This is a genomic window from Streptomyces sp. NPDC001157 (genome assembly GCF_053598255.1).
The window spans coordinates 1-21343 of the sequence record NZ_JBSFJW010000055.1; the positions used below are offsets into that span (position 1 = coordinate 1).

At 70.2% G+C, this 21343-nt stretch carries 21 protein-coding genes; 13 read left to right on the forward strand and 8 right to left on the reverse strand.

Annotated features, from left to right (window positions below; genetic code table 11):
- Positions 1-289, forward strand: a 289-nt coding sequence (locus ACWDAG_RS44565) for a transposase (RefSeq protein WP_450701290.1), incomplete at its 5' end; no start/stop codon positions are given.
- A 523-nt stretch (positions 290-812) separates the two neighbouring features.
- Positions 813-1061 (forward strand): phosphopantetheine-binding protein, encoded by a 249-nt coding sequence (locus ACWDAG_RS44570; protein ID WP_344406891.1) that lies wholly within the window; start codon positions 813-815, stop codon positions 1059-1061.
- 551 nt (positions 1062-1612) lie between these two features.
- On the opposite strand, the gene ACWDAG_RS44575 is transcribed toward ACWDAG_RS44570, so the two are convergent.
- The 5 genes from ACWDAG_RS44575 to ACWDAG_RS44595 form a co-directional block, all read right to left on the reverse strand.
- Positions 1613-2401, reverse strand: a complete 789-nt coding sequence (locus ACWDAG_RS44575) for a hypothetical protein (RefSeq protein ID WP_450701291.1) — start codon at positions 2399-2401, stop codon at positions 1613-1615.
- A 565-nt stretch (positions 2402-2966) separates the two neighbouring features.
- Positions 2967-3614 carry a DUF305 domain-containing protein gene (locus tag ACWDAG_RS44580; RefSeq protein WP_450701292.1) on the reverse strand — a complete coding sequence of 216 codons (648 nt, stop codon included), beginning with the start codon at positions 3612-3614 and terminating at the stop codon, positions 2967-2969.
- A gap of 85 nt (positions 3615-3699) precedes the next feature.
- Positions 3700-4092 (reverse strand): DUF6153 family protein, encoded by a 393-nt coding sequence (locus tag ACWDAG_RS44585; protein WP_450701293.1) that lies wholly within the window; start codon positions 4090-4092, stop codon positions 3700-3702.
- A gap of 275 nt (positions 4093-4367) precedes the next feature.
- Entirely contained in the window at positions 4368-4688 is a 321-nt protein-coding gene (locus tag ACWDAG_RS44590; RefSeq protein WP_450701294.1) for a metal-sensitive transcriptional regulator, read from the reverse strand.
- On the reverse strand, positions 4685-7480 hold the full coding sequence (locus ACWDAG_RS44595; protein WP_450701295.1) for a heavy metal translocating P-type ATPase: 2796 nt from the start codon (positions 7478-7480) through the stop codon (positions 4685-4687). Before ACWDAG_RS44595 ends, ACWDAG_RS44590 begins: the two co-directional genes overlap by 4 nt.
- A 203-nt stretch (positions 7481-7683) precedes the next feature.
- Between ACWDAG_RS44595 and ACWDAG_RS44600 the strand changes: the two genes are divergently transcribed.
- From ACWDAG_RS44600 to ACWDAG_RS44635, 8 genes are all read left to right on the forward strand, one after another.
- On the forward strand, positions 7684-7974 hold the full coding sequence (locus ACWDAG_RS44600) for an SHOCT domain-containing protein (RefSeq protein WP_450701296.1): 291 nt from the start codon (positions 7684-7686) through the stop codon (positions 7972-7974).
- A 49-nt stretch (positions 7975-8023) separates the two neighbouring features.
- Positions 8024-8278, forward strand: coding sequence for a DUF2933 domain-containing protein (locus ACWDAG_RS44605; protein WP_450701297.1), 255 nt, complete (start codon positions 8024-8026; stop codon positions 8276-8278).
- Positions 8279-8355: 77 nt separating this feature from the next.
- Positions 8356-9075, forward strand: a complete 720-nt coding sequence (locus ACWDAG_RS44610; protein WP_450701298.1) for a methyltransferase family protein — start codon at positions 8356-8358, stop codon at positions 9073-9075.
- Between the two features lie 2 nt (positions 9076-9077).
- Complete coding sequence (locus ACWDAG_RS44615; protein ID WP_450701299.1) at positions 9078-9668, forward strand: hypothetical protein; 591 nt, start codon at positions 9078-9080, stop codon at positions 9666-9668.
- Positions 9665-10762, forward strand: a complete 1098-nt coding sequence (locus tag ACWDAG_RS44620) for a cytochrome b (RefSeq protein ID WP_450701300.1) — start codon at positions 9665-9667, stop codon at positions 10760-10762. Before ACWDAG_RS44615 ends, ACWDAG_RS44620 begins: the two co-directional genes overlap by 4 nt.
- A 4-nt stretch (positions 10763-10766) precedes the next feature.
- Entirely contained in the window at positions 10767-10973 is a 207-nt protein-coding gene (locus ACWDAG_RS44625; protein ID WP_450701301.1) for a hypothetical protein, read from the forward strand.
- 9 nt (positions 10974-10982) lie between these two features.
- Positions 10983-11642: an ATP-binding cassette domain-containing protein gene (locus ACWDAG_RS44630; RefSeq protein ID WP_450701302.1), complete on the forward strand. Its 660-nt coding sequence runs from the start codon at positions 10983-10985 to the stop codon at positions 11640-11642.
- A complete protein-coding gene (locus ACWDAG_RS44635) occupies positions 11639-13183 on the forward strand; it encodes an ABC transporter permease (protein WP_450701303.1) in 1545 nt (514 codons plus the stop codon). The genes ACWDAG_RS44630 and ACWDAG_RS44635 overlap by 4 nt, the downstream gene beginning before the upstream one ends.
- A gap of 41 nt (positions 13184-13224) precedes the next feature.
- Here the strand turns inward: ACWDAG_RS44635 and ACWDAG_RS44640 are convergent, their stop codons facing one another.
- Both ACWDAG_RS44640 and ACWDAG_RS44645 read right to left on the reverse strand, forming a co-directional pair.
- Entirely contained in the window at positions 13225-14610 is a 1386-nt protein-coding gene (locus ACWDAG_RS44640; protein WP_450701304.1) for an ATP-binding protein, read from the reverse strand.
- Positions 14607-15278: a response regulator transcription factor gene (locus ACWDAG_RS44645; protein WP_450701305.1), complete on the reverse strand. Its 672-nt coding sequence runs from the start codon at positions 15276-15278 to the stop codon at positions 14607-14609. The genes ACWDAG_RS44640 and ACWDAG_RS44645 overlap by 4 nt, the downstream gene beginning before the upstream one ends.
- 161 nt (positions 15279-15439) lie before the next feature.
- Here ACWDAG_RS44645 and ACWDAG_RS44650 point away from each other — a divergent pair, with 161 nt between their 5' ends.
- Genes ACWDAG_RS44650 through ACWDAG_RS44660 form a run of 3 tightly spaced genes read left to right on the forward strand, consistent with a single transcriptional unit; the run spans position 15440 to position 17771 of the window.
- Positions 15440-16099: a DUF4956 domain-containing protein gene (locus ACWDAG_RS44650; protein WP_450701306.1), complete on the forward strand. Its 660-nt coding sequence runs from the start codon at positions 15440-15442 to the stop codon at positions 16097-16099.
- The gene (locus ACWDAG_RS44655; protein WP_450701307.1) at positions 16096-16914 is read left to right on the forward strand and encodes a polyphosphate polymerase domain-containing protein; all 819 of its coding nucleotides are present in this window, start codon (positions 16096-16098) and stop codon (positions 16912-16914) included. Before ACWDAG_RS44650 ends, ACWDAG_RS44655 begins: the two co-directional genes overlap by 4 nt.
- A complete protein-coding gene (locus ACWDAG_RS44660) occupies positions 16911-17771 on the forward strand; it encodes a phosphatase PAP2 family protein (protein WP_450701308.1) in 861 nt (286 codons plus the stop codon). Before ACWDAG_RS44655 ends, ACWDAG_RS44660 begins: the two co-directional genes overlap by 4 nt.
- A 417-nt stretch (positions 17772-18188) precedes the next feature.
- Here ACWDAG_RS44660 and ACWDAG_RS44665 read toward each other — a convergent pair whose 3' ends face one another.
- Positions 18189-20645: a family 16 glycoside hydrolase gene (locus tag ACWDAG_RS44665; RefSeq protein ID WP_450701309.1), complete on the reverse strand. Its 2457-nt coding sequence runs from the start codon at positions 20643-20645 to the stop codon at positions 18189-18191.
- Between the last annotated feature and the right edge of the window lie 698 nt (positions 20646-21343).

Consider the following 21343-nt stretch of genomic DNA (forward strand, 5'->3'; position numbering starts at 1 on the left):
CAAAGCCTGGGCCGACAACGGCTACAAGACCAAAGCCGTCGAACACGCCGCCCACCTCGGCATCGACCTCGAAATCGTCCAACGTGACCCCACCCTCCGCGGCTTCCACGTCCAGCCCCGCCGCTGGGTCATCGAACGCACCCTCGGCTGGCTCATGCACCACCGCCGCCTGGCCCGCGACTACGAAACCCACCCACACCGATCAGCCGCCATGATTCAGCTCGCCGTCATCAACCTCATGACCCGCCGCCTCACCCATGAAGCCACCACCAACTGGCGCGACCGCTAAGCCAAATGAAACAGACAACCGAGAATGAAACGCTCACTTAGAAGGCGCTTGGTCAGGGGTGGCATGCTGGGTCTCTGACCTGCATCGATATGTAGAGCTGAGGGGCTGTCAGGAAAACTTCCCGCGTTCTCGGGAAGCGGGGCCGTAGGGAGTCCTCAGGCATGGTGAGCACAAGGTGTCTGACGTTGCTCCGGCAGCTCATGGATTCTGGCCGTGCCCGCGATCTGTGCAAGTCGGCACTCTCAACTTGGGAAGCGACGGCGCTTGGGCGACCGCATGGCTGCTGAACTGGGCGTTTGCACTCGGGCGTGGTGCCTGAGGGCGCAGGACAGCACCGCTGTTGACCGTGGTTGTCCGGTCTTAAGTGCCTGTTTCTGAACCTGGTCCGCCAAAGATCTCGTAGCGCGGTGTGCTCGTTTCAGGGGGGCTTCCGCGCGTGTACCCCTCCGCCAGGGACGCTGTCCGCGATGATCACTTAGTCCGATTCACATGATCGGTGTCCGGCTCCATCAAGGAGGGCTGCATGAATCCGAGCTACGTCGAGAAGCGCGTGAAGGAGATCCTCACCCAGGAAATGGGCGATGCCGCGCCGAAGGAGATCAACAACCGCATGTTGCTCAGTTACTTGGATTTTGACGAGCTGAGCGTGACGGAGCTGGTCATGCAATTCGAGGAGGAGTTCGCAATGGAGATGGAGGAGGAGGAGTTCAACAAGTGCGTCATCGTCCAGGACCTCATTGACCTCATCATGGGTGGGCCTCATCATAGGTGACTGAAGTCGACGACGGGGCGGGTGCCGGCCGCCGCAGAGCTTCATGCTGGTGTGGATGGTGTAATGCTGGCGCGACGCCGAAAGGTGGCCCAGCCGGTAGGCCAAGGCCATCGTCATCACCTTGAGACCGATCAAGGTCCCGGTCGCCTGGTGGACTCCCGGTGACGCTGATGACCGTCAGAGCCACGGCGTTCGTAGCGTTCCTTAGTTCGCGCCACACCAGCCCCGGGAATTGCCGTTCGGGGAACGGTCACCGTGACCGTTTCCCGAACGCTTGCACAAAGCGACTATTTCGGGCCTGCGGCTCTTGACCTGCTGATATGGGGTTCAGAAACAGGCACTAAGGGCACGCCGTCGGCTCGCAGGCGCGGGAACGCCTCTCGGTGGCCGAGGGCGGTCGGCATTCGGAAGCGCGCCTTGGTCGGGATTGTGTCGTTGCGGGAGCACACAGAATCAGGGTTCGGCGGCGGCTGCACAGCGCCGATGTGGGCGGCATCGGCGCGGACCAGCAGTTGTGGTTATGTGCGGGGCACTACAGATGGCCGGTGTGGTCACCGCCGGCTGGTGGCGACGTAGGTGCCGTGCCAGGTGTGGTCCCAGACCTGGCCGGTGGCGGCGTTGACCGACAGCATGCCGGTGATCTTCCCGGACTGCATGGTGTGCAGGGTGTAGTAGCCGGGGTAGGACTCCGGGGCGACTGTGGTCAGCGTGCTGCCGTGCTCGCGGAGCCACTGCCGGGCGATGTCCTGGGCCTGCGTGGCCGAGACCCGGGCCTGGTTCCGGCCGCCGTAGTGCATGCCGTAGGCGGTGTTCCACATCATCGCGGGCCCGTACTCGATCTGTACGGCGCCGTCGGCGGGGTTGACCAGGACTTCGGTGGCGGGCCGGCCACCGGTTGTCTCCAGCTCGGCGTAGAAGTTGCGGGAGAACTGCATGACCTCGCCGACCCGCAGGCCGAGGCGGTCGGCGAACGCCGTCGCCCGCTGGCGGGCCTGGCCGAGGGTCTGCACCCGGTGGCCGTTGCCTGCCAGCCACCAGTTACCCATCATGTTGCTGCCCATCATGCCCGGGCCCCATGACCCCGAGCCGCCGCCCATCATGCCGGAGCTCTGGCCGCTCCACATGTCCGGTCCCCATCCGCTGGTCGGGCCCGTGGTGGGGGCGCTGCTCGCCCCGGGGGCCGGAGTGGTGGGCGCTCGACTGGCCGACGCGGTGGGGGTGCGGCAGGCGGTTCCGGCGTTGCCGGAGGCGGTACTGGTCGTACCGCAGGCACCGACGGCCACGGTGCCCGCCAGGGCCAGAGCCGCGACAGCGGCGGTCCGTGCACGCCTACGGGTCATGATCCTCACCTCTGCGGTCGGTGATCCCCGTCCGCGACCGCCGTACCGCGGCCGCCCGCTGGGCCGGTCCTGCAGCCAGCTTCCCGCCACGCGGACGGCCCGTCCCAGGGCCGTCCGGCCCCTGTCCGCCGGCGACCGGTCCCACCAGGGCGCTGCTCGTGGGCCCGGACGCGGGCCTGCCTCTGCAGCCGGTTCGCACAGGACTGCTTCCGGTGCGGGGCACCCGGGTGGGGGCTTACCCGCCGAGGCTCGACGGGTCTGCAGTCGTACTCCTCGGTGCGCCACACCTTGATGTCCTCACGGACAGCGAGCCGGTGACCAGGAAGGGCGCACCGAGTGGGCGCTCGGCACAGCCCTGCAGCGTCATGAAGATCCGCGAGGCGACGGACAGAGCGATGCTGAACCAGTTGGTTGAGGGCTTTTCGGCGGGCAGTACAGGAGGAAGAGGCACGGGTTGCAGGTCCGCGCCCCGGGCGCCGTTGACCAGCAGGTGCGACGACGGGATCGCGGCCCGTCGCGCACGCTGGCGGGGGCCGGTGTCAGGACCGGCCCCCGCACGGCCTGCTCAGCTCTTGCCCAGCATCTTGTTCATCTGCGTGATCTCGGCGTTCTGAGTGGTGATGATGCCGTCGGCCAGGGAGGTGGCGGCGCCGTACCTGCCCTTGTTCTTCTCGGTGGTGGCCATCTCGACGGCGCCCTTGTGGTGCTCGATCATCATGGTCAGGAACATGGTGTCGAACTCCTTGCCGGACAGCTTCTTCAGCCCGGCCATGTGGGCGCTGCTCATCATGCCGGGCATGCCGGACTGGCCCATGCCGGGCATGGAGGACATGGAGTTGCCGGACGTCGGCATGTCCTTGCCCCAGGACTTCAGCCAGCCGGACATGGCCGTGATCTCCGGTCCCTGTGCCTTCTCGATCCGTGCGGCGAGCTCCTTGACCTGGGCGGAGGAGGCCCGGTCGGCGGCGAGTCGCGCCATCTGAACGGCCTGCTGGTGGTGCGGGATCATGCCCTGGGCGAAGGTGACGTCCTCGGCGTTGTACGTGTCGGCGGCGGTGTCTCCATCAGTGGAGGACGACGCGGATGTGCCGGCGGACGCGGCGCTGCCGCTGTCGCTGCTGCCGCCGCCGCAGGCGCTGAGGACGAGCGCGGCGGTCGTGGTGGCCGCGATCAGCGCGGCGCGGCGGGTGAGGGTGCGGGGGGTTGCGGACATGTTCGAACTCCTGTGGTGGGAGGAAGAGGGATTCCGGGCGTGCGCGAGCACCGCGCCGGTGGACGGCGCGGTGTTCCAGCAGGCTCTAGATCCGCAGGAGTTGGAGTTCGGCCAGAGAAGGCGGCGCGCGGGTGCCGTCCGGCGCCGCGGCGGAGTGCGGGCACGCGGCGTCGGCTTGTATGGCGAAGGCGACCGGATCGGGCGCGGCCGTGGGCAGTTCCGGCCCGCCGCCGATGGCCGCGGACACGCAGGTCGGGTCGGCGTGCTGGACGAGGCATCCGCCGCAACGGCCGCCGGAGCAGTCACCGTCGTCCATCGCAACGGGAGTTGCCAGGGGACGGTGGTGGACGCGATCCGGGGCGAGGCCGCCGGGCGCCAGGGCATGCATGCTCAACAGCCCCGCGAGCAGCCCCAGTACGAGCAGCACCTGCCACCGCCGTACGGGCGGTTGCGCGAGGCGCTGCTCGGAACTGGTCACAGGGCTTGTCCTGGGTCGGGGGCGGCAAGTGGCTCGTGATGGATACGGGGGTGGCATTGCTCGCGTTCACCACGGCCGGGACGGTTTCGGGGTTACGTCGTCATCGGCTGGGGTCGGTGCGCCGTGAGGCGCCCGCATGGGCGAGGGCGGCGCCGGAGCCCGCGCAGGTCGGCTACCGCCATGGTTTTGTGCGTGTTCGGGATTAATTCGGTCGTCGTCCGCAACATTCCCGCCAGGGGTAAGGGAATGGGCGGGGACAGCGGCCGTGAGGGGGCCTACACACGCAGTGCCCGGCGCAGCGTGTCGCTGAGTTCCGCGTATTTCTCCTCGGCCCGGGCGGGATCGGTGCGGACGGCCTCACTGACGCAGCTGCGCACGTGGTCGTCGAGGAGGCCGAGGGCGACCTCCTGCAGGGCGTGGCTGGCGGCGGTGATCTGGGTGAGGACGTCGATGCAGTAGCGGTCGTCGGTGACCATGCGGGAGATGCCGCGTATCTGGCCCTCGATCTTGTTGAGGCGGTCCAGGTGGTCGGCCTTGTGGGCGGCGTAACCGGGTGTTTCGCCCCGGTGCTGCGGGGTCGCCGGAGTGGTGGTCATCGGGGTTCCCCTCCCTCGTGTCCCTCGTGCCCGGTCCCCGGCGTGGGGGCCGTGTAGCGGTCCGGGTCGGCGTCGAAGGCGGCGGCGCAGTGGGCGGAGCAGAAGCAGTGGGTGCCGTGCTCGGTCTGCCGGTGCTCGGCTGCGGTCGCCCTGTCCACCTGCATGCCGCACACCGGGTCCGTGACCGTGCCGCTGGCCTGGGAAGCGGGTGCGTGCCGATGAGCCACCGTGGCGGCCACGTCCGCAGCCGCTGCCAGGTCGGCGGCGGACTCGACCCGGGGCTGAACCCGGGCGGGCCGGGCGGGTGGCAGCGGCTGGACGTGCCAGCGGCGCAGCCGGGAGGCGTTGGTGACGACCGACAAGGAGCTGAGCGCCATGGCCGCGGCGGCGATGACCGGGCTGAGCCGGATGCCCCACAGCGGGTAGAGGGCGCCCGCGGCGAGGGGGATGCCGACGCCGTTGTAGACCAGGGCGAAGAACAGGTTCTGCCGGATGTTGCGCATGGTGGCCCGCGACAGGCGGATCGCGGTGACGACCCCGCTGAGCGAGCCCGAGATGAGGGTGATGTCGGCGGCCTCGATGGCCACGTCGGTGCCGGTACCGATGGCGAGGCCCACGTCGGCGGCGGCCAGGGCGGGGGCGTCGTTGATGCCGTCGCCGACCATGCCGACGGTGCGGCCCTCGCCCTGCAGACGGCGGATCTCGTCGGCCTTGTGTTCCGGCAGGACTTCGGCCAGCACCCGTCGTACGCCGACCTGCCCGGCGATCGCCGCGGCGGTGCGGGCGTTGTCTCCGGTGAGGATGACGACCTCGATGCCGAGGCGCTGCAGGGCCGCGATGGCGGCGGCGGAGTCGTTCTTGACGGTGTCGGCGACCGCCAGTACGCCCGCGGGACGTCCGTCGACGGCCGCGAGGACGGGGGTCTTGCCGTCGCCCGAGTAGACGGTCGCCACGGGGACGAGGTCGGTGGTGTCGATGCCGACGTCGCCGAGCAGGCGCGCGGTGCCGACCAGGACGACCCGCCCGTCGACGGTGGCCTGGACGCCCTTGCCGGTGACCGAGTCGAAGCCGGTCGCCGTCGGCGGGTGCAGTCCGCGGTCCCGTACGCCGGAGACGACGGCCTGGGCAAGGGGGTGTTCGCTGTCGGCCTCGGCGGCGGCCACCAGCCGCAGCAGCTCGGCCTCGTCGAATCCGCCGGCCGGGTGGACGTCGGTCAGGACGGGCCTGCCCTCGGTGACCGTGCCGGTCTTGTCCAGGACCACGGTGTCCAGCTTGTGCGCGGTCTCCAGGGCCTCGGCGGAACGGATCAGGATGCCGGCCTGCGCGCCCTTGCCGGTGCCCACCATCACCGACAGCGGCGTGGCGAGCCCGAGCGCGCACGGGCAGGCGATGATCAGCACCGCGACCGCGGAGACCAGCGCGAGGGTCAGCGCGGGTGATGGCCCGAGGGTGAACCAGAGGGCGAAGGTGCCGACCGCCACGGCAATGACCGCGGGCACGAAGTACGCCGACACGGCGTCCGCGAGCCGCTGGATGGGGGCCTTGGACGCCTGGGCCTGCTGCACCAGGCGGATGATCTGGGCGAGCATCGTGTCCGCGCCGACCTTGGCCGCCCGCACCCGCAGGGACCCGGTGCCGTTGACGGTGGCCCCGATGACGACATCCCCGCTGTGCTTTGTCACGGGCATCGCCTCGCCGGTGACCATCGACTCGTCCACGGCGGAGGAACCCGAGAGCACGTCGGCGTCGACGGGGATCTTCTCTCCGGGCCGGATGACGATCTCGTCCCCGACCACGACGTCCTCGATGGGGATCTCGGTCTCGGCGCCGTCCCGTACGACCCGCGCGGTGCGGGCCTGCAGGCCCAGCAGGGCACGGATGGCCTCGCCGGTGCCGGCCTTCGCGCGCGCCTCAAGGAGCCGCCCGACCAGGATCAGGGTGAGGATGACGCCGACGGCCTCGAAGTAGACCTCCCGCACGTCCTCGGGCAGCAGGCCGGGGGCCAGAGTGACCAGCAGGCTGTAGCCGTAGGCGGCACTCGTACCCAGCGTGATCAGGGAGTTCATGTCCGCGGCCCGGTGACGCAGGGTGAGCCAGCCCGTCACATGGACCGGCCACCCGGTGTAGAACATCACCGGCGTGATCAGCGCCAGCTGCAGCCAGTGATTCAGCATCCAGCCGGGCACCCAGTCCGCGCCGAAGACCTCGTGCGCCATCACCGCGAACAGCACCGGAGCGGTAAGCACCGCGCCCACCAGCACCCTGCGGGTGAGGTCCTCGATCTCGGCCCGCCGTTCGGCGGCGTCAGCGGCCTCCGACTCGGCCGCCGTCCGCTCCTCACCGACCCTTGGCCCGCCCCTCTCCGGACGTGCCGCCGTGGCGCCGCGGCCGTCCGTGGCGGGCGGTGCGGAGCCTTCCGCGGGTTCGACCAGCAGCGTGCCGTGAATCATGTTCATGCCGCAGGCGAAGCCGAAGGAGCCCGGCCGGTCGGGGCTCAGCCGCACGGTGGTGCGGGTGTGGGCGGGCAGGCCCGCGCCGACCCTGAGGTCGGGGAAGACCACACGGGAGGTGCACTCGCCTGCCTCCTGCCGGTCGAAGACCAGCTCCACCGGCGTGCCCTGGCGGACCTTGATCACGTCAGGGCTGTAGCCGCCCCGTACCGTCACCTCCACCCGCTGCACGCCGCCCTCCAGCCGCGCGGCACCGGCCCGGCGCGGCCCGAAGAAATACCAGCCCAGTGCCGCGATCAGTAGGGCCGCGGCCAGAACGACAACGACATCGACGGCGCCCATGAGCCTGCTCGCCTCCCTGGTCGGTCTGCCTTCAGCCTGAACTCCGGTACCCCTACCAGGTAGGGGCTGAACGGCCCACCGGTCCTGGACCGTCCGGCCCCAGACCGGCACATCGGGCGGAGGGACGATACGTATGAAGACAGAAGTCCCCGGGGTGCCGAGCCGCACCCCGATCGCCGAAGAGCCGAAGCAGGTGAGTGGCGATGATGTTCTGGTACGGCCATGACGTCGGCGGCTGGGGCTGGTTCATGATGTCCGCCGGCATGATCCTCTTCTGGGCCCTGATCATCTTCTTCGGTGTCCTGCTCTACCGCGCCCTCGCCCGGCCGGACGGGACCGGGACGACGGCCGGCACCCTGCCGCAGGGGCCCACCCCCGAACAGCTCCTCGCCGAGCGCTTCGCCCGAGGAGAGATCGACGAGGACGACTACAACCGCCGTCTGACGGTCCTGCGCGGACGGACCGGCGAAGGCGCCAGGCTCGCCAAGAGCTGATCGCACACCTGATCTCACACCTGACGGGCACGCTCTCAGGAGGCCCGCGATGAACACCAACCAGCGCAATTACGGCCTGTATGCCGTCGCGGTGGCGATCGCCGTGGTCGGCGCCCTGGCCCTGGGGGTGCCGGTGGGCACGCTCGCCCTCCTGGCGGTCGTCCTCGCCTGCCCGCTGATGATGTTCTTCATGATGCGCGGCATGCACGGTGACGGCGGTCACGGCACACCCCGCAAGTCCCCACCGGAGGACGACCCGCTGGCCGAGCACCACAGGCCGCCCTACGGAAGGGGCCGGACCTGACCGGTCCGGCCGCCGCGCCCACGGCGGGTGCCGCCGGGAGTTCGCCCGGCACCTGAGCACGCACCGAGGAGGCCGCCATGGCTGACTCCGCCTACGGTCAGTGGCCGCTGGTCATCCTGAACACGCTGCTGTTCGTCGCGTTCGTCGCGTTCGCCGCGGGCTTCTTCCACCCCGCGAGCAAGCGGGACTGGCGGGCGATGGGCGCGTACAGCGCCTTCCTGGTGGCCCTGTTCACGGAGATCTACGGCACGCCGCTGACCGTCTACCTGCTGGGCGGTTGGCTCGGTTTGCGCTTCCCGCTGCTGCAGGACACCCACGCGGGCGGCCACCTCTGGAACGACCTGATCGGCCGGATCGGCGACCTGCACCTGAGCCCCTTCCACCTGGCCCCCTACGTGGCCATCGGCGGCGGTTTCTGGCTGATCGCCACGGCATGGAAGACCCTGCACGCCGTCGCTCAGGCCGACCGGTTGGCCACGACCGGCGCCTACGCATGGGTCCGTCATCCGCAGTACGACGGCTTCCTTCTCGTCGTGATCGGTTTCTTGCTGCAGTGGCCCACGATCCCGACGCTGGTGATGTTCCCGGTCCTGGTGTACGTCCACGTCCGCCTCGCCCGCGGCGAAGAACAGGAAGTGGCCTGGCGCTTCGGCCCCGAATGGGACGCCTACGCCGCTGGCACACCACGCTTCGTCCCGCGCCGCCGCAGGACTCCGCCCGCACCTCGCCCTCTGCACCGGGCCGCGCGGGACGACCGGCCCCGACATGCCTCAACCACCCACATTTCCGGAGGCTGAACGTGTACCCCAACTCCGCGTCAGCCGCGGCACGTTCGCGGCGCCCCAGAGCAGCCGCCCGGACGACCGCGACCGTTCTGCTCACGGCCGGTCTGCTCACCCTGTCCGGCTCGGCGGCGTTCGCGCACGGGGGCGAGGGGAGCGATCGGTCCTTCGACCTCGTACGGCAGGGCATCGCCTATCTGGTGACCAAGCCGCATGACTCGATGGCCATCGAGGACAAGATCAACGACTCGCTGGAGGCCAAGGACATCTCCCACGTGGACCTCGCCTATGTGCGCAAGGCCCAGCAGGCGTTCAAGTCCGGCGACCTCACCGCCACCCGCATCCTGCTGGAGCGGTCCATCGGCGCCCGCCTGGCCACCACACCCGCAGACCCCGTGCCGATCGACAGTCCGCTGCCGGTCACCGGCACCGAGACCGGCACCCTCGTGGTCGCCGACCCGCTGCCCGGCCGCGGCACGCTGCACGCCGGGGACTGGGGTCTGCTCGCCGGCAGCGTCGCCGTAGGAGCCGTGGGCGTGACCCTGGCGATCCGTATCCGCCCCCACGACACCCATGGGGGAGCGCCCTCCGCGGGAGGCACGTCATGACCCGCATGGAACCGGCACCCACCGAACCGCCCGTCGAACCGGCACACCCCGAACACGTCGGCAGAACAAGGCGCTTCATGGATGCCGTCGACGAACGTCTGGGCATCAAGGCCATCCAGTACCCGGTGCCCTCGCACGCCAACACCGTCGGCTACAGCCTCGGTGGCCTGACCGCTGTCAGCCTGCTGATCCTCATCGCCACCGGCATCGTGATGGCCCAGTTCTACAACCCGGATCCGGCCTTCGCGAACGCCTCCGTACGCCACCTCGTCAACGGTGTCTACCTCGGCAAGTACCTGCGCGGACTGCACTACTGGGCCGCCGAGGCCATGTATGTCCTCGCGATCCTCCACCTCCTGCGCATCTACCTGACCGGCTCCTACAAGCGCCCCCGTGAGGGCAACTACCTCATCGGCGTCGGCATGTTCGCCCTGATCATCGGCGCCATGTTCACCGGCACCGTGCTGAAGTGGGACCAGGAGGGCTACGAGGCCCTGAGCCACAACCTGGAGATCGGCAAGCTGCTGGGCGGCCTGGGCTTCTGGTTCCATTCGGACTTCTCGGGCCAAGTGCCCCTCCTGGTACGCCTGTACGTCGCCCACGTGTCACTGATCCCGATGATGATCCTGGGCCTGCTGGTGCTGCACGCCCTGCTGGTCAAACGGCACAAGATCTCACCGCGCCCGGACAACCCCACCGAGACCGGTGAGCCGTCCGAGCCGTTCACGCACCACCTGCGCCGCATCGGCGCCCTCGGCCTGATCCTGCTGTCCGCCCTGTCCGTGCTGGCGATCGTCTTCCCGCCGGGCATCGGCTCGACGCCGGTGGAGGGCATCGAGGTCACCAAGCCGCCGTGGATGTACTGGTGGCTGTTCACCCTGGAGAACTGGATCGGCCTGCCCGGCATCCTCTGGGGCGCCGGCGTCCTCTTCGCCCTGCTGATCGCCCTGCCCTTCGTCGACCGCGGCTCCGAACGCCACTGGCGCCGCCGCCCGGTCGCGATGATCCTCGGTGCGGCCGTGATCGTCTTCCTGATCGTGCTGACGATCCTGGAGGCCGTCACCTCTCCCGCCCAGCACCTGATGGGAGGCTGACGCCATGTCCCGCGCCCAGGTGAGCCTGTGGACCCTGACCATCGTCGCCGTCCTCGCCACCGGCGGCACCGCCCAGGCCCTCGCCGCCCCGGCCTCCACGGCCGCGGACGTCACGGTCGCCGCCGGCCTGTTCCTCCTCGCCGTCACCGGCACCCTGCTCTTCCGGGTCCTGCGCCACCTCCTGCGGTCATCGACACCGCCCCACCCCTAGGGAGCAGCCATGACCGCCGTCAGCGCACTCCAGGCCCCACCGGTCCTGGCGGCCGCCGGGATCGAGAAGAGCTTCCGGCGCGGGACCTGGCCGCAACGCCGCCGGACCCCGGTCCTGCGGGGCGTCGACCTCGCGCTGGCGCCGGGCGAAGTGGTCGGCCTGGTCGGGGAGAACGGCGCCGGCAAGAGCACCCTGATGAAGATCCTCGTCGGCGCCCTGGCCCCGGACGCCGGCACGGTCGCCCACGCCGGGCAACTCGGCTACTGCCCCCAGGAGCCCGTCCTCTACGAACGCCTCACCTGCGACGAGCACTTCGAACTCTTCGGCCGCGCCTACGACTTGGCCGACCGGACCGAACGCCGAGCCCGCCGGGCCCTGTACGAGTCCCTCGGCTTCGAACGCTACGCCGCCACCCGCACCGAACACCTCTCGGGCGGCACCCTGTCCAAGCTCAACCTCGCCCTCGCGCTGCTCGCCGACCCCGAGGTACTGCTCCTCGACGAGCCGTACTCGGGTTTCGACTTCGATACCTACCTCAGGTTCTGGGACCTGGTCGCAGACCGTCGTACCGCAGGCCGCTCCGTCCTGATCATCAGCCACTTCGTCACCGACGAGGAACGCTTCGACCGGATCGTCGAACTGCGCGAGGGCCGGGCGGTGCCACGATGACGCCCACGACCGTTTCCACCGACGTGCTGCTGGCCCGCCGCTTCCTGGCCGCGGCCGCCCGCACCCCGGTCAACCTGCTCACCCTCGTCCTCGTCCCGGTGGTGTTCGTGGTGGTCGCCGCCGGACCGCTGGAGGACGCGGCCGGCCTGCTCGGCGGCCCGGGCGGACCCGCCGTGCAGACCGCGACGGCCGGCTGGGCGGCCGGCTTCATCGCCGCGATCGGCATGTACTTCCAGACCCGCGAGGCCCGCGCCGCCGACCGCCGCCTGGTCCAGGCAGGACTTGCTCCGGCACGCCTGGTCACCGCCCGCATGGCCACCGGGCTCACTCTCGCGCTGGTCGCGTCGGCAGCGGCCCTGGTGGCCCTGGCCGCCCGCTCCGGCCTGGGCGACCAGCCGGGTCGTGCGGTGGCCGGAACCCTGTTGTACGCCGTCGTCTACCTGGCCATCGGCGCCCTGACCGGCGCGCTGGTCACCAGCCCCGTGAACGGCACCGTCCTCGTTCTGTTCGTGTGGATCCTGGACGTCTTCTTCGGCCCGGTGATGGGCTCCGCCGACCGCCCCGCCACCCGCGTGCTGCCCACGCACTTCGTCACCCTCTGGACGGTCGACCTGCCCTCGCACCACAGCGGCCGGATCGGCGACCTCGGCTGGGCCCTCGTCTGGGCGTCCGCCGCTCTGGCCACCGCCTGGCTGGTCATCACCGCCACCAGCCGCACCGCCCACGCCCGCCGCACCCGGGGCCAGTCGGCCACGGGCGTCCGCATGGCCCTGCGCGAGGCGGCCCGCAACCCCGTCCCGTGGGCCCTGCTGATCGCCGTACCGGTCGTCTTCGTCCTGCTCGCCGTGGCCACCACCCCCGGCGAATGGACCACGATGAGCGTGCGCGAGAACGGCGCCACGACACTTGGCCGCTTCTGGCTGCCCGACATCCACGGCGGCATTATGGCCCCCATCGCGATCGCCTCCCTGGCCGCCCTGGTCGGCCTGTTCACCGTCCTCGACGCCCGCACCGGCGACCGCCGCCTGGCTCTGTCCGGCTTCCGCCCGCTGCCCCTGCTCCTCTCCCGTCTGACGGTCGTCCTCCTCGGCGCGCTGGTCGCCACGGCCGCCTCGCTGGCGGTGACGGCCACCGTGTTCGACGCTCGCCAATGGGGCTGGTACATCGCCGCGAACACACTGATCGCCCTCACCTACGCCCTGCTCGGCGTCCTCCTCGGTCCGCTCTTCGGCCGGGTCGGCGGCGTCCTGATCGCCTTCCTGCTGCCCTTCATCGACCTGGGCATAGAACAGAGCCCGATGCTCCACCCCACTCCGCCCGCCTGGGCGCACGCGCTGCCCGGCTACGGCGCCGGCCGCGTCCTCACCGACGCCGCACTGACCCCCGGCTTCGACGAACTCACCGGCCTGCTCACCGCCCTGGCCTGGCTCGCCGGCCTCGCCCTGGCCGTGCTGCTGCTCTTCGGGGCCACCGCACACACGTCCGGGACACGTGGCCGCAGGCCGGATCCGGCACGGACTACGACCCTCGCTGCCGGATGAGCTGTGCGAGGTTGGTACGGACGCATGCCGCAGTGGAGCGGTCAGCAGGGCAGGTCCAGGGTGATCGCGCTCCCGCGCTCAGTGTTCTCGGCGTGTGCCGTTCCACCGTGGGCGGTGACCACCTCCTGGACGAAGGCGAGTCCCAGGCCCGATCCCTCGCCGGTGCGGCTGGCTTCGGCGCGGGCGAAGCGGTCGAAGGCCCGGGGCAGGAACTCCGGTGAGAAACCGGGCCCCTCGTCGGCGACGCACAGTCGAAGCCGGCCCTCGTGGACGGCGGCGGTGAACCGGACGGCCCCACGGCCGTGGCGCAGGGCGTTGTCGAGCAGGTTGCCGATCGCGGGCACCAGCCAGCGGGCGTCGATGTCGATGGTCGCGTCGGCCGTCTCGACGGTCAGGGCACGTCCGTTCCGCTCCGCGGTGCGCAGATACGGGGCGACGGCGGTGTCGGCGAGGTCGGCCAGGCGTACGGGCGCTCGGGTGATGTGGTCGCTGCTGCCGAGCTCCTCCAGGTCGAGGAGTGCGTTGGAGAGGTCGATCAGGCGCTGGACCTCGGTGTCCACGGAGCGCAGGGTGTCGGTGAGTTCGCCGGCGGAGCGGGGGCGGTGCAGCGCGACGTCGAGTTCGGCCCGCATCAGGGTGAGCGGGGTGCGCAGTTCGTGGCTGGCGTCCGCGATGAAACGGCGCTCGCGTTCGGCGGATGCTTCGAGGCGGTCGAGCATGTGGTTGAGGGTGTGGCCGAGCCGGGTGATCTCGTCGTGGCGGTCGGCGGGAACGTCGAGCCGCGTGTTCTGGGCGCCGTCGGCGAGGGTGGCGGCGCCGCTGCGGTAGCGCTCGACGGGACGCAGGGCGGCGCGGGCGGTGCGATAGCCGACGTACGAGGCCGCGATCAGGGTCAGGGCCGAGGCGATCCCCAGCTGGGCGAGGAGTTCGCGCAACGCCTCGTCACGGTGGCCGCGCCGGAGGGCGGCGACCACGATCCGGGGCTGTCCGTCCGTCGTGACGCGCCTGGCCTGCAGCCGCAGGGTGCCGGAGGTGATCGGCAGCAGCGAGCCGACGTTCCGTCGGACGGTGGCTCCGTCCTTGACGGCGCTCAACTCGGCGGAAGTGAGCAGCAGTTGGTGGCGGAGGGCATCGCTGGACTGCAGGACGCGGCCTTGCGAGTCGAGGACCTGCCGGAGGCTGCCGCTGGGACCCGGCGGCAGTGCCTCACCCCCGCGGACGGCCTGGTCGAGGCTGTGCTGATAGGTGGTGAGGTCGTCGTTGAGCTGCTGGTCCAGGGCGGTCTTGACCCGCCAGTAGACCAGTCCGGCGGCCCCGGTCAGGACCAGGGACATGGTGACGGCGACGGCCAGTACGAGGCGGGTGACCACGGGCAGCCGCCGGAACCAGGCCCGCAGCCGGGTCCGGAGTCCGTCCGGCCGGATCACGGCGCGGTCTCCAGGCGGTAGCCGCGCCCGCGCAGGGTCGTGATCGTCGTACGGCCGAAGGCGCGGTCGACCTTGGCACGCACCTTGGAGACGTGCACGTCGATGGCGTTGCTGCGCAGGTCGGTCTCGCCGTCCCAGACCTCGTCGAGCAGCTGGAGGCGGGTCACGACCCGGCCGGCGTTCTCCATCAGCACCCGCAGCACGTCGAACTCACGGCGGGAGAGTTCGAGTTCGCTGTCCGCCCGCCAGGCCCGCTGCTGATCCGGGTCGAGGACGAGGTCGCCGACCTGGAGGCGGCCGGTGGTTTCGGGGCGGCGCCGGGAGATGGCCCGCAGCCGGGCCAGCAGCTCCTCCATGGCGAAGGGCTTGACCACGTAGTCGTCGGCGCCGGCGTCCAGACCGGCCACCCGCTCGTTGATGGCGCCGCGCGCCGTCAGCAGGATCACCGGGACGTCGATGCCCTCGGCGCGCAGCGTCCGGCACACCTCGACGCCGTCCGCCCCCGGCAGCATGACGTCGAGAACCACGGCGTCCACGCGCGGGTCGCGGGCGGCGGCCAGCCCGGAGGGGCCGTCGTAGTGGCCCTCGGCGGTGTGGCCGGACTCGGTGAGGTAGCGGACGACCAGGTCCGTGAGGCGCGTCTCGTCGTCGACGACCAGGTAGTGCATGCCGGCCAGGCTAACCGTGCCGGGTCGCTGCGAGGACGGCTCCCCGGGTCGGGAAGGCTTCATGGTCTGTTCATGTGAAGTCCCTACCGTCGTTCATGTCGCGGTGCACCGCGGGCCGCGACCGGTCCGCCGTCCGACGTGCCGGGACGGAAGGGACACTCATGCACGCAGCGGTCACGGTGCTCGCCGCCAAGGGCATCACCGCCCACATCGCCCCCATGGACCTGATGACCCGCGGCGCCCTCGACGTCGTCGCCCTGCTCGTCCTGGTCGGCTGGCTCTACCGGCGGCGCCCCAGCGTACCGGCGATGCCGCTGGTCCTGGTCGCGCTGAACGTCGGCCTGTTCGCCGCGATGAGCACCATCAGCGCGGGAAAGTTCCCCGCCGGGGTCGGCTTCGGGCTGTTCGGCATACTCTCCCTGGTGCGGCTGCGCAGCGCGGCGTTCATCCTGCGCGACGTCGCCTACACCTTCGTCGCGCTGGTCATCGCCCTGTGCACCGGGCTTCCGCAACGCGACAGCTGGCTCGTCATCGCCCTGGCCGCGGTGGTCCTGGTCGCGGTCCTGGTGGTCGACGACCCCCGATCCTACGAGCCGCCCACCCGCACCGTGAAGCTCACGCTGGACCGGATCTACGACGACCCCTCCCTGATCGCCCAGGACGTCGCGTTCCGCTTCGGCCAGGCACCGCTGTCCGTAGTGGTCGACGAGGTCGACTACGTACGCGAGACCACCCGGGTCTCGGCCCGCTACCCGGCGGCACCGGACGAGCGCGCCGCCGTCCCGGAGACCGAGCCGCATGAGCAGGTGCTGACGTCATGATGTCGGCGTCCTCGCTCACGACCGCGCTCGGTCTGTCCGCCCTGCGCGGCGCCACGCTCGCCGAGGTCGACGCGGCCGCCGCCCTGCAGCACCGCACCGACCGCAAGTACCTTCTCCCGCTCGACGAGGCGGGCACCTTCGTCCGCCTGCTCGCCGACAGCCACCACGTCCTCGACCTCGACGGACGCCGTACGACGAGCTACCTCAGCACCTACTTCGACACCCGGCAACTGGCCGCCTGGCGTGCGCACGTCCAAGGCCGGCGCCACCGCTGGAAGGTCCGCACCCGCCTGTATGCGGAGGACGGACTGTGCCGGGTGGAGGTGAAGACGAAGGACGGCCGCGGTGCCACGGTCAAGCAGGCCCTCAAGGTCGCAGCCACCGCGTACGGCGAACTCGGCGTCCAGGCGGCCGAGTTCGTCGACGACGTGCTGGACGCGTCCGGCATCCCCGTCACGGCCGGGGAGCTGAGCCCCGCCGCCGAGATCCGCTACGTCCGCGCCGCCCTCGCCGACCTGGACCGCGGCACCCGCGTCACCCTCGACAGCCACCTCACCTGCCACCACGGCGAACGTGCCGCCGCCCTCGACTCCGCCCACGTGCTCGTCGAGACCAAGGGCGGTCTCCAACTTGCCTCCGCCGACCGGTTGTTGCTGCGCCTGGGCGCCCGCCCGGTGTCGCTGAGCAAGTACGTCATCGGCCGGTCTCTCCTCACCCCCGGCCTGCCCGACAACGACGTACGCCGCCTCGCCCGCACTCACTTCACCACCGAGGCGACCCCGGTACCGCTCCTCGAAAGGACCCCCGCCGCATGAACGCCCTGCGCGGTATCAAATGGCCGTACGCCGTGATCGCGCTGGTGGCCGTCGCCGCTGCCGCCGTCGGCCTCCTGCGACCGCAGCTGATCCCGGCCGCCTCCTCCACCTCCGCGAAGAAGAAGCCGGGAGCGACGGCCCTGATCAAGCAGAACCCGCCGCCCGCACTCTTCACCGACGCCCAGATCACGGCGATCGGCGGGCAGGCATCGGCCGAGCGCAAGAAGGCCGACGCTCTCTTCGCGCACTGGAAGGCCGCTCACGGCACCACCCGTGACGACAAGGCGTTCGCCGCCTGGGCCGCGCAGCAGGTCCCGGCCCCGCCGACGGTCAGGCAACGCACCGCCGAACTCCACCAGGTCCAGGCACTCGCCAAGACCCGCACCGCAGCCGGGAAGAAGGCCGCCACCTGGCTGGAGCTGTACGGCAAGAAGGACATCTGGAAGCTCTACCTCCACGACCAGCGCGAACTGGTCCCCGCCGCGCAGGGCAAGGCGGAGAAGGCCGAACTGAAGGCAGCCCTGAAACTGGCCAAGACGATCAGCGACCAACTCGCGGCCAAGGACAAGGAGCCGGCCCCCTTCGTCCTGGACCCCACCCTGCGCCCGGAGAAGCACATCAAACCCGGCGCCAAGGGCCCGTACTCCTACCCCTCCCGCCATGCCGCCCGCTCCGCCGCGGCCGTCACCTTCCTCTCCGCGCTCTCCCCGCACAAGGCCGAGGACTACGAGTGGATGCGGGCCGAGGTCCTCTACTCCCGCCTCTATATGGCCGGCCACGTCGCCAGTGACCTCATCGCCGGCACCCTCCTCGGCGACCTGATCGGCGACTACGAACTGGCCGTCAGCGGCCACTGACACAGGCCACCTGCCGTTCACCGACCCTGTACCCCGATGTGTCGGTGCCGACGAACGCGGCGCGCTGGATCGGTGCGGTGCAGCACCGTATGGCTCGGGCAGGGGAGTATCTGAGTGCTTCGGCGGTGGACCTCGTCATCGCTGATACCGCTTCGCAACCCTTTCCGGTCCGTCCGCTTCAGCTGACTACTGGGCCTGTCTCACCACAACGATCAGTTTGCTTATGGAGCAGATCACGGCGGCGACCGGTGAGGAAGCACCCACCTGCAAGACCGTCCTGAGCGCACGTGAGTAAGGCTCTCCCGCTCCGCAGCCGCACTGACCGATCGACCCGGATGAAAGCGCCCGGAAGGTGAGGCGGGGCACGACGAAGGCCCCGACCGGTGAACGGTCGGGGCCTTTCGACCCTGTGGGACGTCAGAGTTCCTTGATCCGGATGTGGCGGAAGGCGACCTTTCCGGTGTGGGCCTGAAGGCCGATGAAGCCCGAGGCCGGGTCGGCGGTGGCCGGCTTGCCGCGCCAGGTGTCGGTATTGGTGAACAGGGAGGTCTGCGTGCCGTCCATGCGGACGGTGTAGGTGTCGCCGCGGACTTCGATCTCGCAGTCGGTCCACTGGCCGGCGACGAGCGGTGCGGGGCGCTGGTACGCCTGTCCCTGAGGTACGGGGATGTTGTAGATGGCGCCGGTACGGTGCTGGTCCTGTCCGTCCGGTGCGGCCGTGTCGTCGATCTGGATCTCGAAGCCGGTGTCGACGGCCACCCAGTGCTGGTTGGTGTACGGGATCAGGTGGGTGGGGTCGGCCCGGTCCGGGACGGGCCGGCGAGGGTCCCGGGACCGTACGAAGATCCCGGAGTTGTCCCGGACCGACTCGACGCGCAGTTGCAGTCGCAGGATGAAATCGCTGAAGGGCTGTCGCGCGTAGTAGAGCAGGCCGAGTTCGCTGCCGCCGGGCTGGGTGACGATGGCTCCGTCGGTCAGGGCGAAGGTTCCGCCGCCGACTCCTTGCCAGAGACTGAAGGTACGGTCCGTGCCGTCGAAGAGGGGACGGAATCCAGCTTCGGGGGCCACGGGGTGTGGCCGGGGCAGGATGTGGTCGGCGGTACGGCGGGAGAGGGCCACCCCGGAGAGCATGGGGTTGGGCGAGCCGATGGCCGGCAGGACGCACGGGCCGACGGCGTGGAGGTTGTCGCTCTCGTGCAGTCGGCCCCAGACGTCGGTCACCGAGGTGGTCGCGTCTTCGCCCATCCACAGGGTGCCGCTTTCGTGGTGCGTGGAGGAGAGCGTGTCGCGGCGGGCATCGGCCGAAGGAGGGGTGTTCTGCCAGCCGCCGCTGCCCAGGTACTGGATCGGCCCGCCGTCAGCGAGGACGAGGGCGATCTCGTCGGTGGCCTGGTCCAGCGCCTTCCAGAGCGCCATGTTGCGTCCGGTCGGGTCGGCCGGGTCCTGGGCCTCCAGCCGTACCAGGGCCCGCGGCATGCCGTAGTCGTAGGGGCCCTGTGGGCCGAACACGTCCAGGGCGACGCGGTTTTGGGGATCGGGGGAGGTCTTGTCGCCGGTCATCTCGCCGATGCCGCGCAGGGTCACGATGACCCACTCGTCATTCAGGTCGCGGAAGCGGTCGAGGGTGTCGATGTCGGGGATCTTCTTGAACAGTTCGGCCTCGGAGTCGGTACCGAGTGCCCCGACGCCGGAGGCCGTGATCTGGACGTGGAAGTGGCCCAGGCTGCCGTCGTGGTGGGTGTGCACGCCCTTGACGAACAGGGCGGAGACGGCGAGTTCCTTGATGCCGGCCAGGGCGCTGTCGAGGGAGGCCCGGGGCAGGCGGATGGTGACGTTGGAGCGCAGGTGCGCCATCAGGTTGCGGCCGATCAGGCCGTGGCTGTTCGGCAGGGTGGACAGGGCGAGGCGGGTGTTCTCCACCGTGCCCAGGCCGAGGAAGACGTGCCCGCCCGCGGGGACGTCGATGGTGCCCTGGTTGGTGACCACGCGGGTGATGTGGCCGCCCTGACGCTCCAGACGGATGACCTTGGTGCGGTCGACCAGCATCAGCCGCTTCTTCACGTCCCGCTCGGCAGGCCCGCCCACCGCGCTCTGTTCCGCTTCCGCCTGCGCCAACCGGGCGGCCCGGATGAGCAGTTGCATGGCGTTGAACTTGTTGAACGGGAAGAAGCCGGGGCGCGGGGAAGCGGACTGCACTGCGAGTGGGGCGTCCAGTTCGCGCATCAGCTGCGCTTTCGGCTGCTTGGCGGTCATCGGGGTGCCCCGGTTGCCGACGAGCGCGGTGGAGTTGGCCGAGCGGCTGCGCAGTCCGTCGAACAGCCGCTCCTTCAGGGCCTCGTGGAGGGGGCCGTACACGAAGTCGTTGGTCTCGGAGGTGCCGATCTGCTCGGCTGCCGCGTCCAGATAGCCGCCCGCGGTGAGGTCGTCGACCACGGCCTTGGGCCAGCCGTCCAGCTCGGAGTCGATGAAGTACGGAGACCACCCGCCCCAGAACAGGGACCGGCCGCCCGGGCAGAACGCCAGACCGGGGAAGCGCTGGTTCCACGCCTGCGGGCTGTCCGAATTCCACGGGACACCCCATATCTCGCCGGGATTCAGCTGGGGCGGGAGGTTCTGCGTGTGCTCGGGAAGGGCGAATGGACCGGCCTCCAGTACGAGAATGCGGTGGGCGCGCGAGGTGTCATTGAAGAACAGGTGACTCGCGAGGATCGCGCCGAAGCTTCCGCCACCGAGCACGATCATGTCGAATGGCCGCGCATCCGCATGTGCACCTGTATCGGTGCTGGCCAGGGCCTCGTCCAGGCCGTTGCACACATAGCGGCCCATCACGTCCAGGGTGAAGTCGGTGGTCTGGGGAACCAGGCTGGTCGGCATAATCGGAACCTCCGCCGAGTGGGCGCGCCATAGGATTTCGGACGCGGCTGGCTGACCGGTTTAATCCTCATCAAGAGGGCCGTCAACGAAAACAGGGAAAGTGTCAGAGTGTGTTCCGCTCCACTGATTTCCTTGTGTGTGCGGCTGCCTCACCCACAGCTGACACACCAGCCGGAGAGGCATGGTCACGCCGACATCGCTATCGCGGAATCGAATCAGTCGCGCGGAAGGCGGGCAGGCATCCGACACCACCACCCGTTCCAGCGTGCTGGACAGGGCTGGCTGCTGCAACTCGAGTCCTGGATGGGGCGCAAGCCTCGAAGAGGGGGTGTGAAGGGTTTCGTAAGGGGCGTTGTCGGTGTCGCGGACGCGGTAGTGACAGGGAGTCGACCCGCCCCTCATGATGGGCGTTGAGCGCGCCGTTGCGGCTCCCCAGGCGCCTCCCGCCTGTTCCGGACCAGCCCGCGCCTCCCCACGCGAACCGGCGTTCGCCCACTGTGTCGTACGTCGAGGCCCCCCTCTCAGCGTGTTCGCGCAAGTACGCACCACCTGACCGGCCACTTTCGCAGGCGGCCCAACAGGTCGCCATCTGGGGGGAATTCATGTCCACGACGGTCGTCGTGATCGGGGCGGCCCCGTACGGCCTGTCCACCGCCGCGCACCTCAAGGCACGCGGCCTGCACGTCAGGATCTTCGGC

What these genes read in the sequence shown, in the direction of transcription:
- ACWDAG_RS44590 (WP_450701294.1), bottom strand. Translation starts at nt 4,688, where the DNA reads ATGACCACCACTCCGGCGACCCCGCAGCACCGGGGCGAAACACCCGGT.
- ACWDAG_RS44575 (WP_450701291.1), bottom strand. Translation starts at nt 2,401, where the DNA reads ATGACCCGTAGGCGTGCACGGACCGCCGCTGTCGCGGCTCTGGCCCTG.
- ACWDAG_RS44650 (WP_450701306.1), top strand. Translation starts at nt 15,440, where the DNA reads ATGCACGCAGCGGTCACGGTGCTCGCCGCCAAGGGCATCACCGCCCAC.
- ACWDAG_RS44580 (WP_450701292.1), bottom strand. Translation starts at nt 3,614, where the DNA reads ATGTCCGCAACCCCCCGCACCCTCACCCGCCGCGCCGCGCTGATCGCG.
- ACWDAG_RS44610 (WP_450701298.1), top strand. Translation starts at nt 8,356, where the DNA reads ATGGCTGACTCCGCCTACGGTCAGTGGCCGCTGGTCATCCTGAACACG.
- ACWDAG_RS44635 (WP_450701303.1), top strand. Translation starts at nt 11,639, where the DNA reads ATGACGCCCACGACCGTTTCCACCGACGTGCTGCTGGCCCGCCGCTTC.
- ACWDAG_RS44620 (WP_450701300.1), top strand. Translation starts at nt 9,665, where the DNA reads ATGACCCGCATGGAACCGGCACCCACCGAACCGCCCGTCGAACCGGCA.
- ACWDAG_RS44625 (WP_450701301.1), top strand. Translation starts at nt 10,767, where the DNA reads ATGTCCCGCGCCCAGGTGAGCCTGTGGACCCTGACCATCGTCGCCGTC.
- ACWDAG_RS44665 (WP_450701309.1), bottom strand. Translation starts at nt 20,645, where the DNA reads ATGCCGACCAGCCTGGTTCCCCAGACCACCGACTTCACCCTGGACGTG.
- ACWDAG_RS44655 (WP_450701307.1), top strand. Translation starts at nt 16,096, where the DNA reads ATGATGTCGGCGTCCTCGCTCACGACCGCGCTCGGTCTGTCCGCCCTG.
- ACWDAG_RS44600 (WP_450701296.1), top strand. Translation starts at nt 7,684, where the DNA reads ATGATGTTCTGGTACGGCCATGACGTCGGCGGCTGGGGCTGGTTCATG.
- ACWDAG_RS44605 (WP_450701297.1), top strand. Translation starts at nt 8,024, where the DNA reads ATGAACACCAACCAGCGCAATTACGGCCTGTATGCCGTCGCGGTGGCG.
- ACWDAG_RS44645 (WP_450701305.1), bottom strand. Translation starts at nt 15,278, where the DNA reads ATGCACTACCTGGTCGTCGACGACGAGACGCGCCTCACGGACCTGGTC.
- ACWDAG_RS44630 (WP_450701302.1), top strand. Translation starts at nt 10,983, where the DNA reads ATGACCGCCGTCAGCGCACTCCAGGCCCCACCGGTCCTGGCGGCCGCC.
- ACWDAG_RS44570 (WP_344406891.1), top strand. Translation starts at nt 813, where the DNA reads ATGAATCCGAGCTACGTCGAGAAGCGCGTGAAGGAGATCCTCACCCAG.
- ACWDAG_RS44595 (WP_450701295.1), bottom strand. Translation starts at nt 7,480, where the DNA reads ATGGGCGCCGTCGATGTCGTTGTCGTTCTGGCCGCGGCCCTACTGATC.
- ACWDAG_RS44660 (WP_450701308.1), top strand. Translation starts at nt 16,911, where the DNA reads ATGAACGCCCTGCGCGGTATCAAATGGCCGTACGCCGTGATCGCGCTG.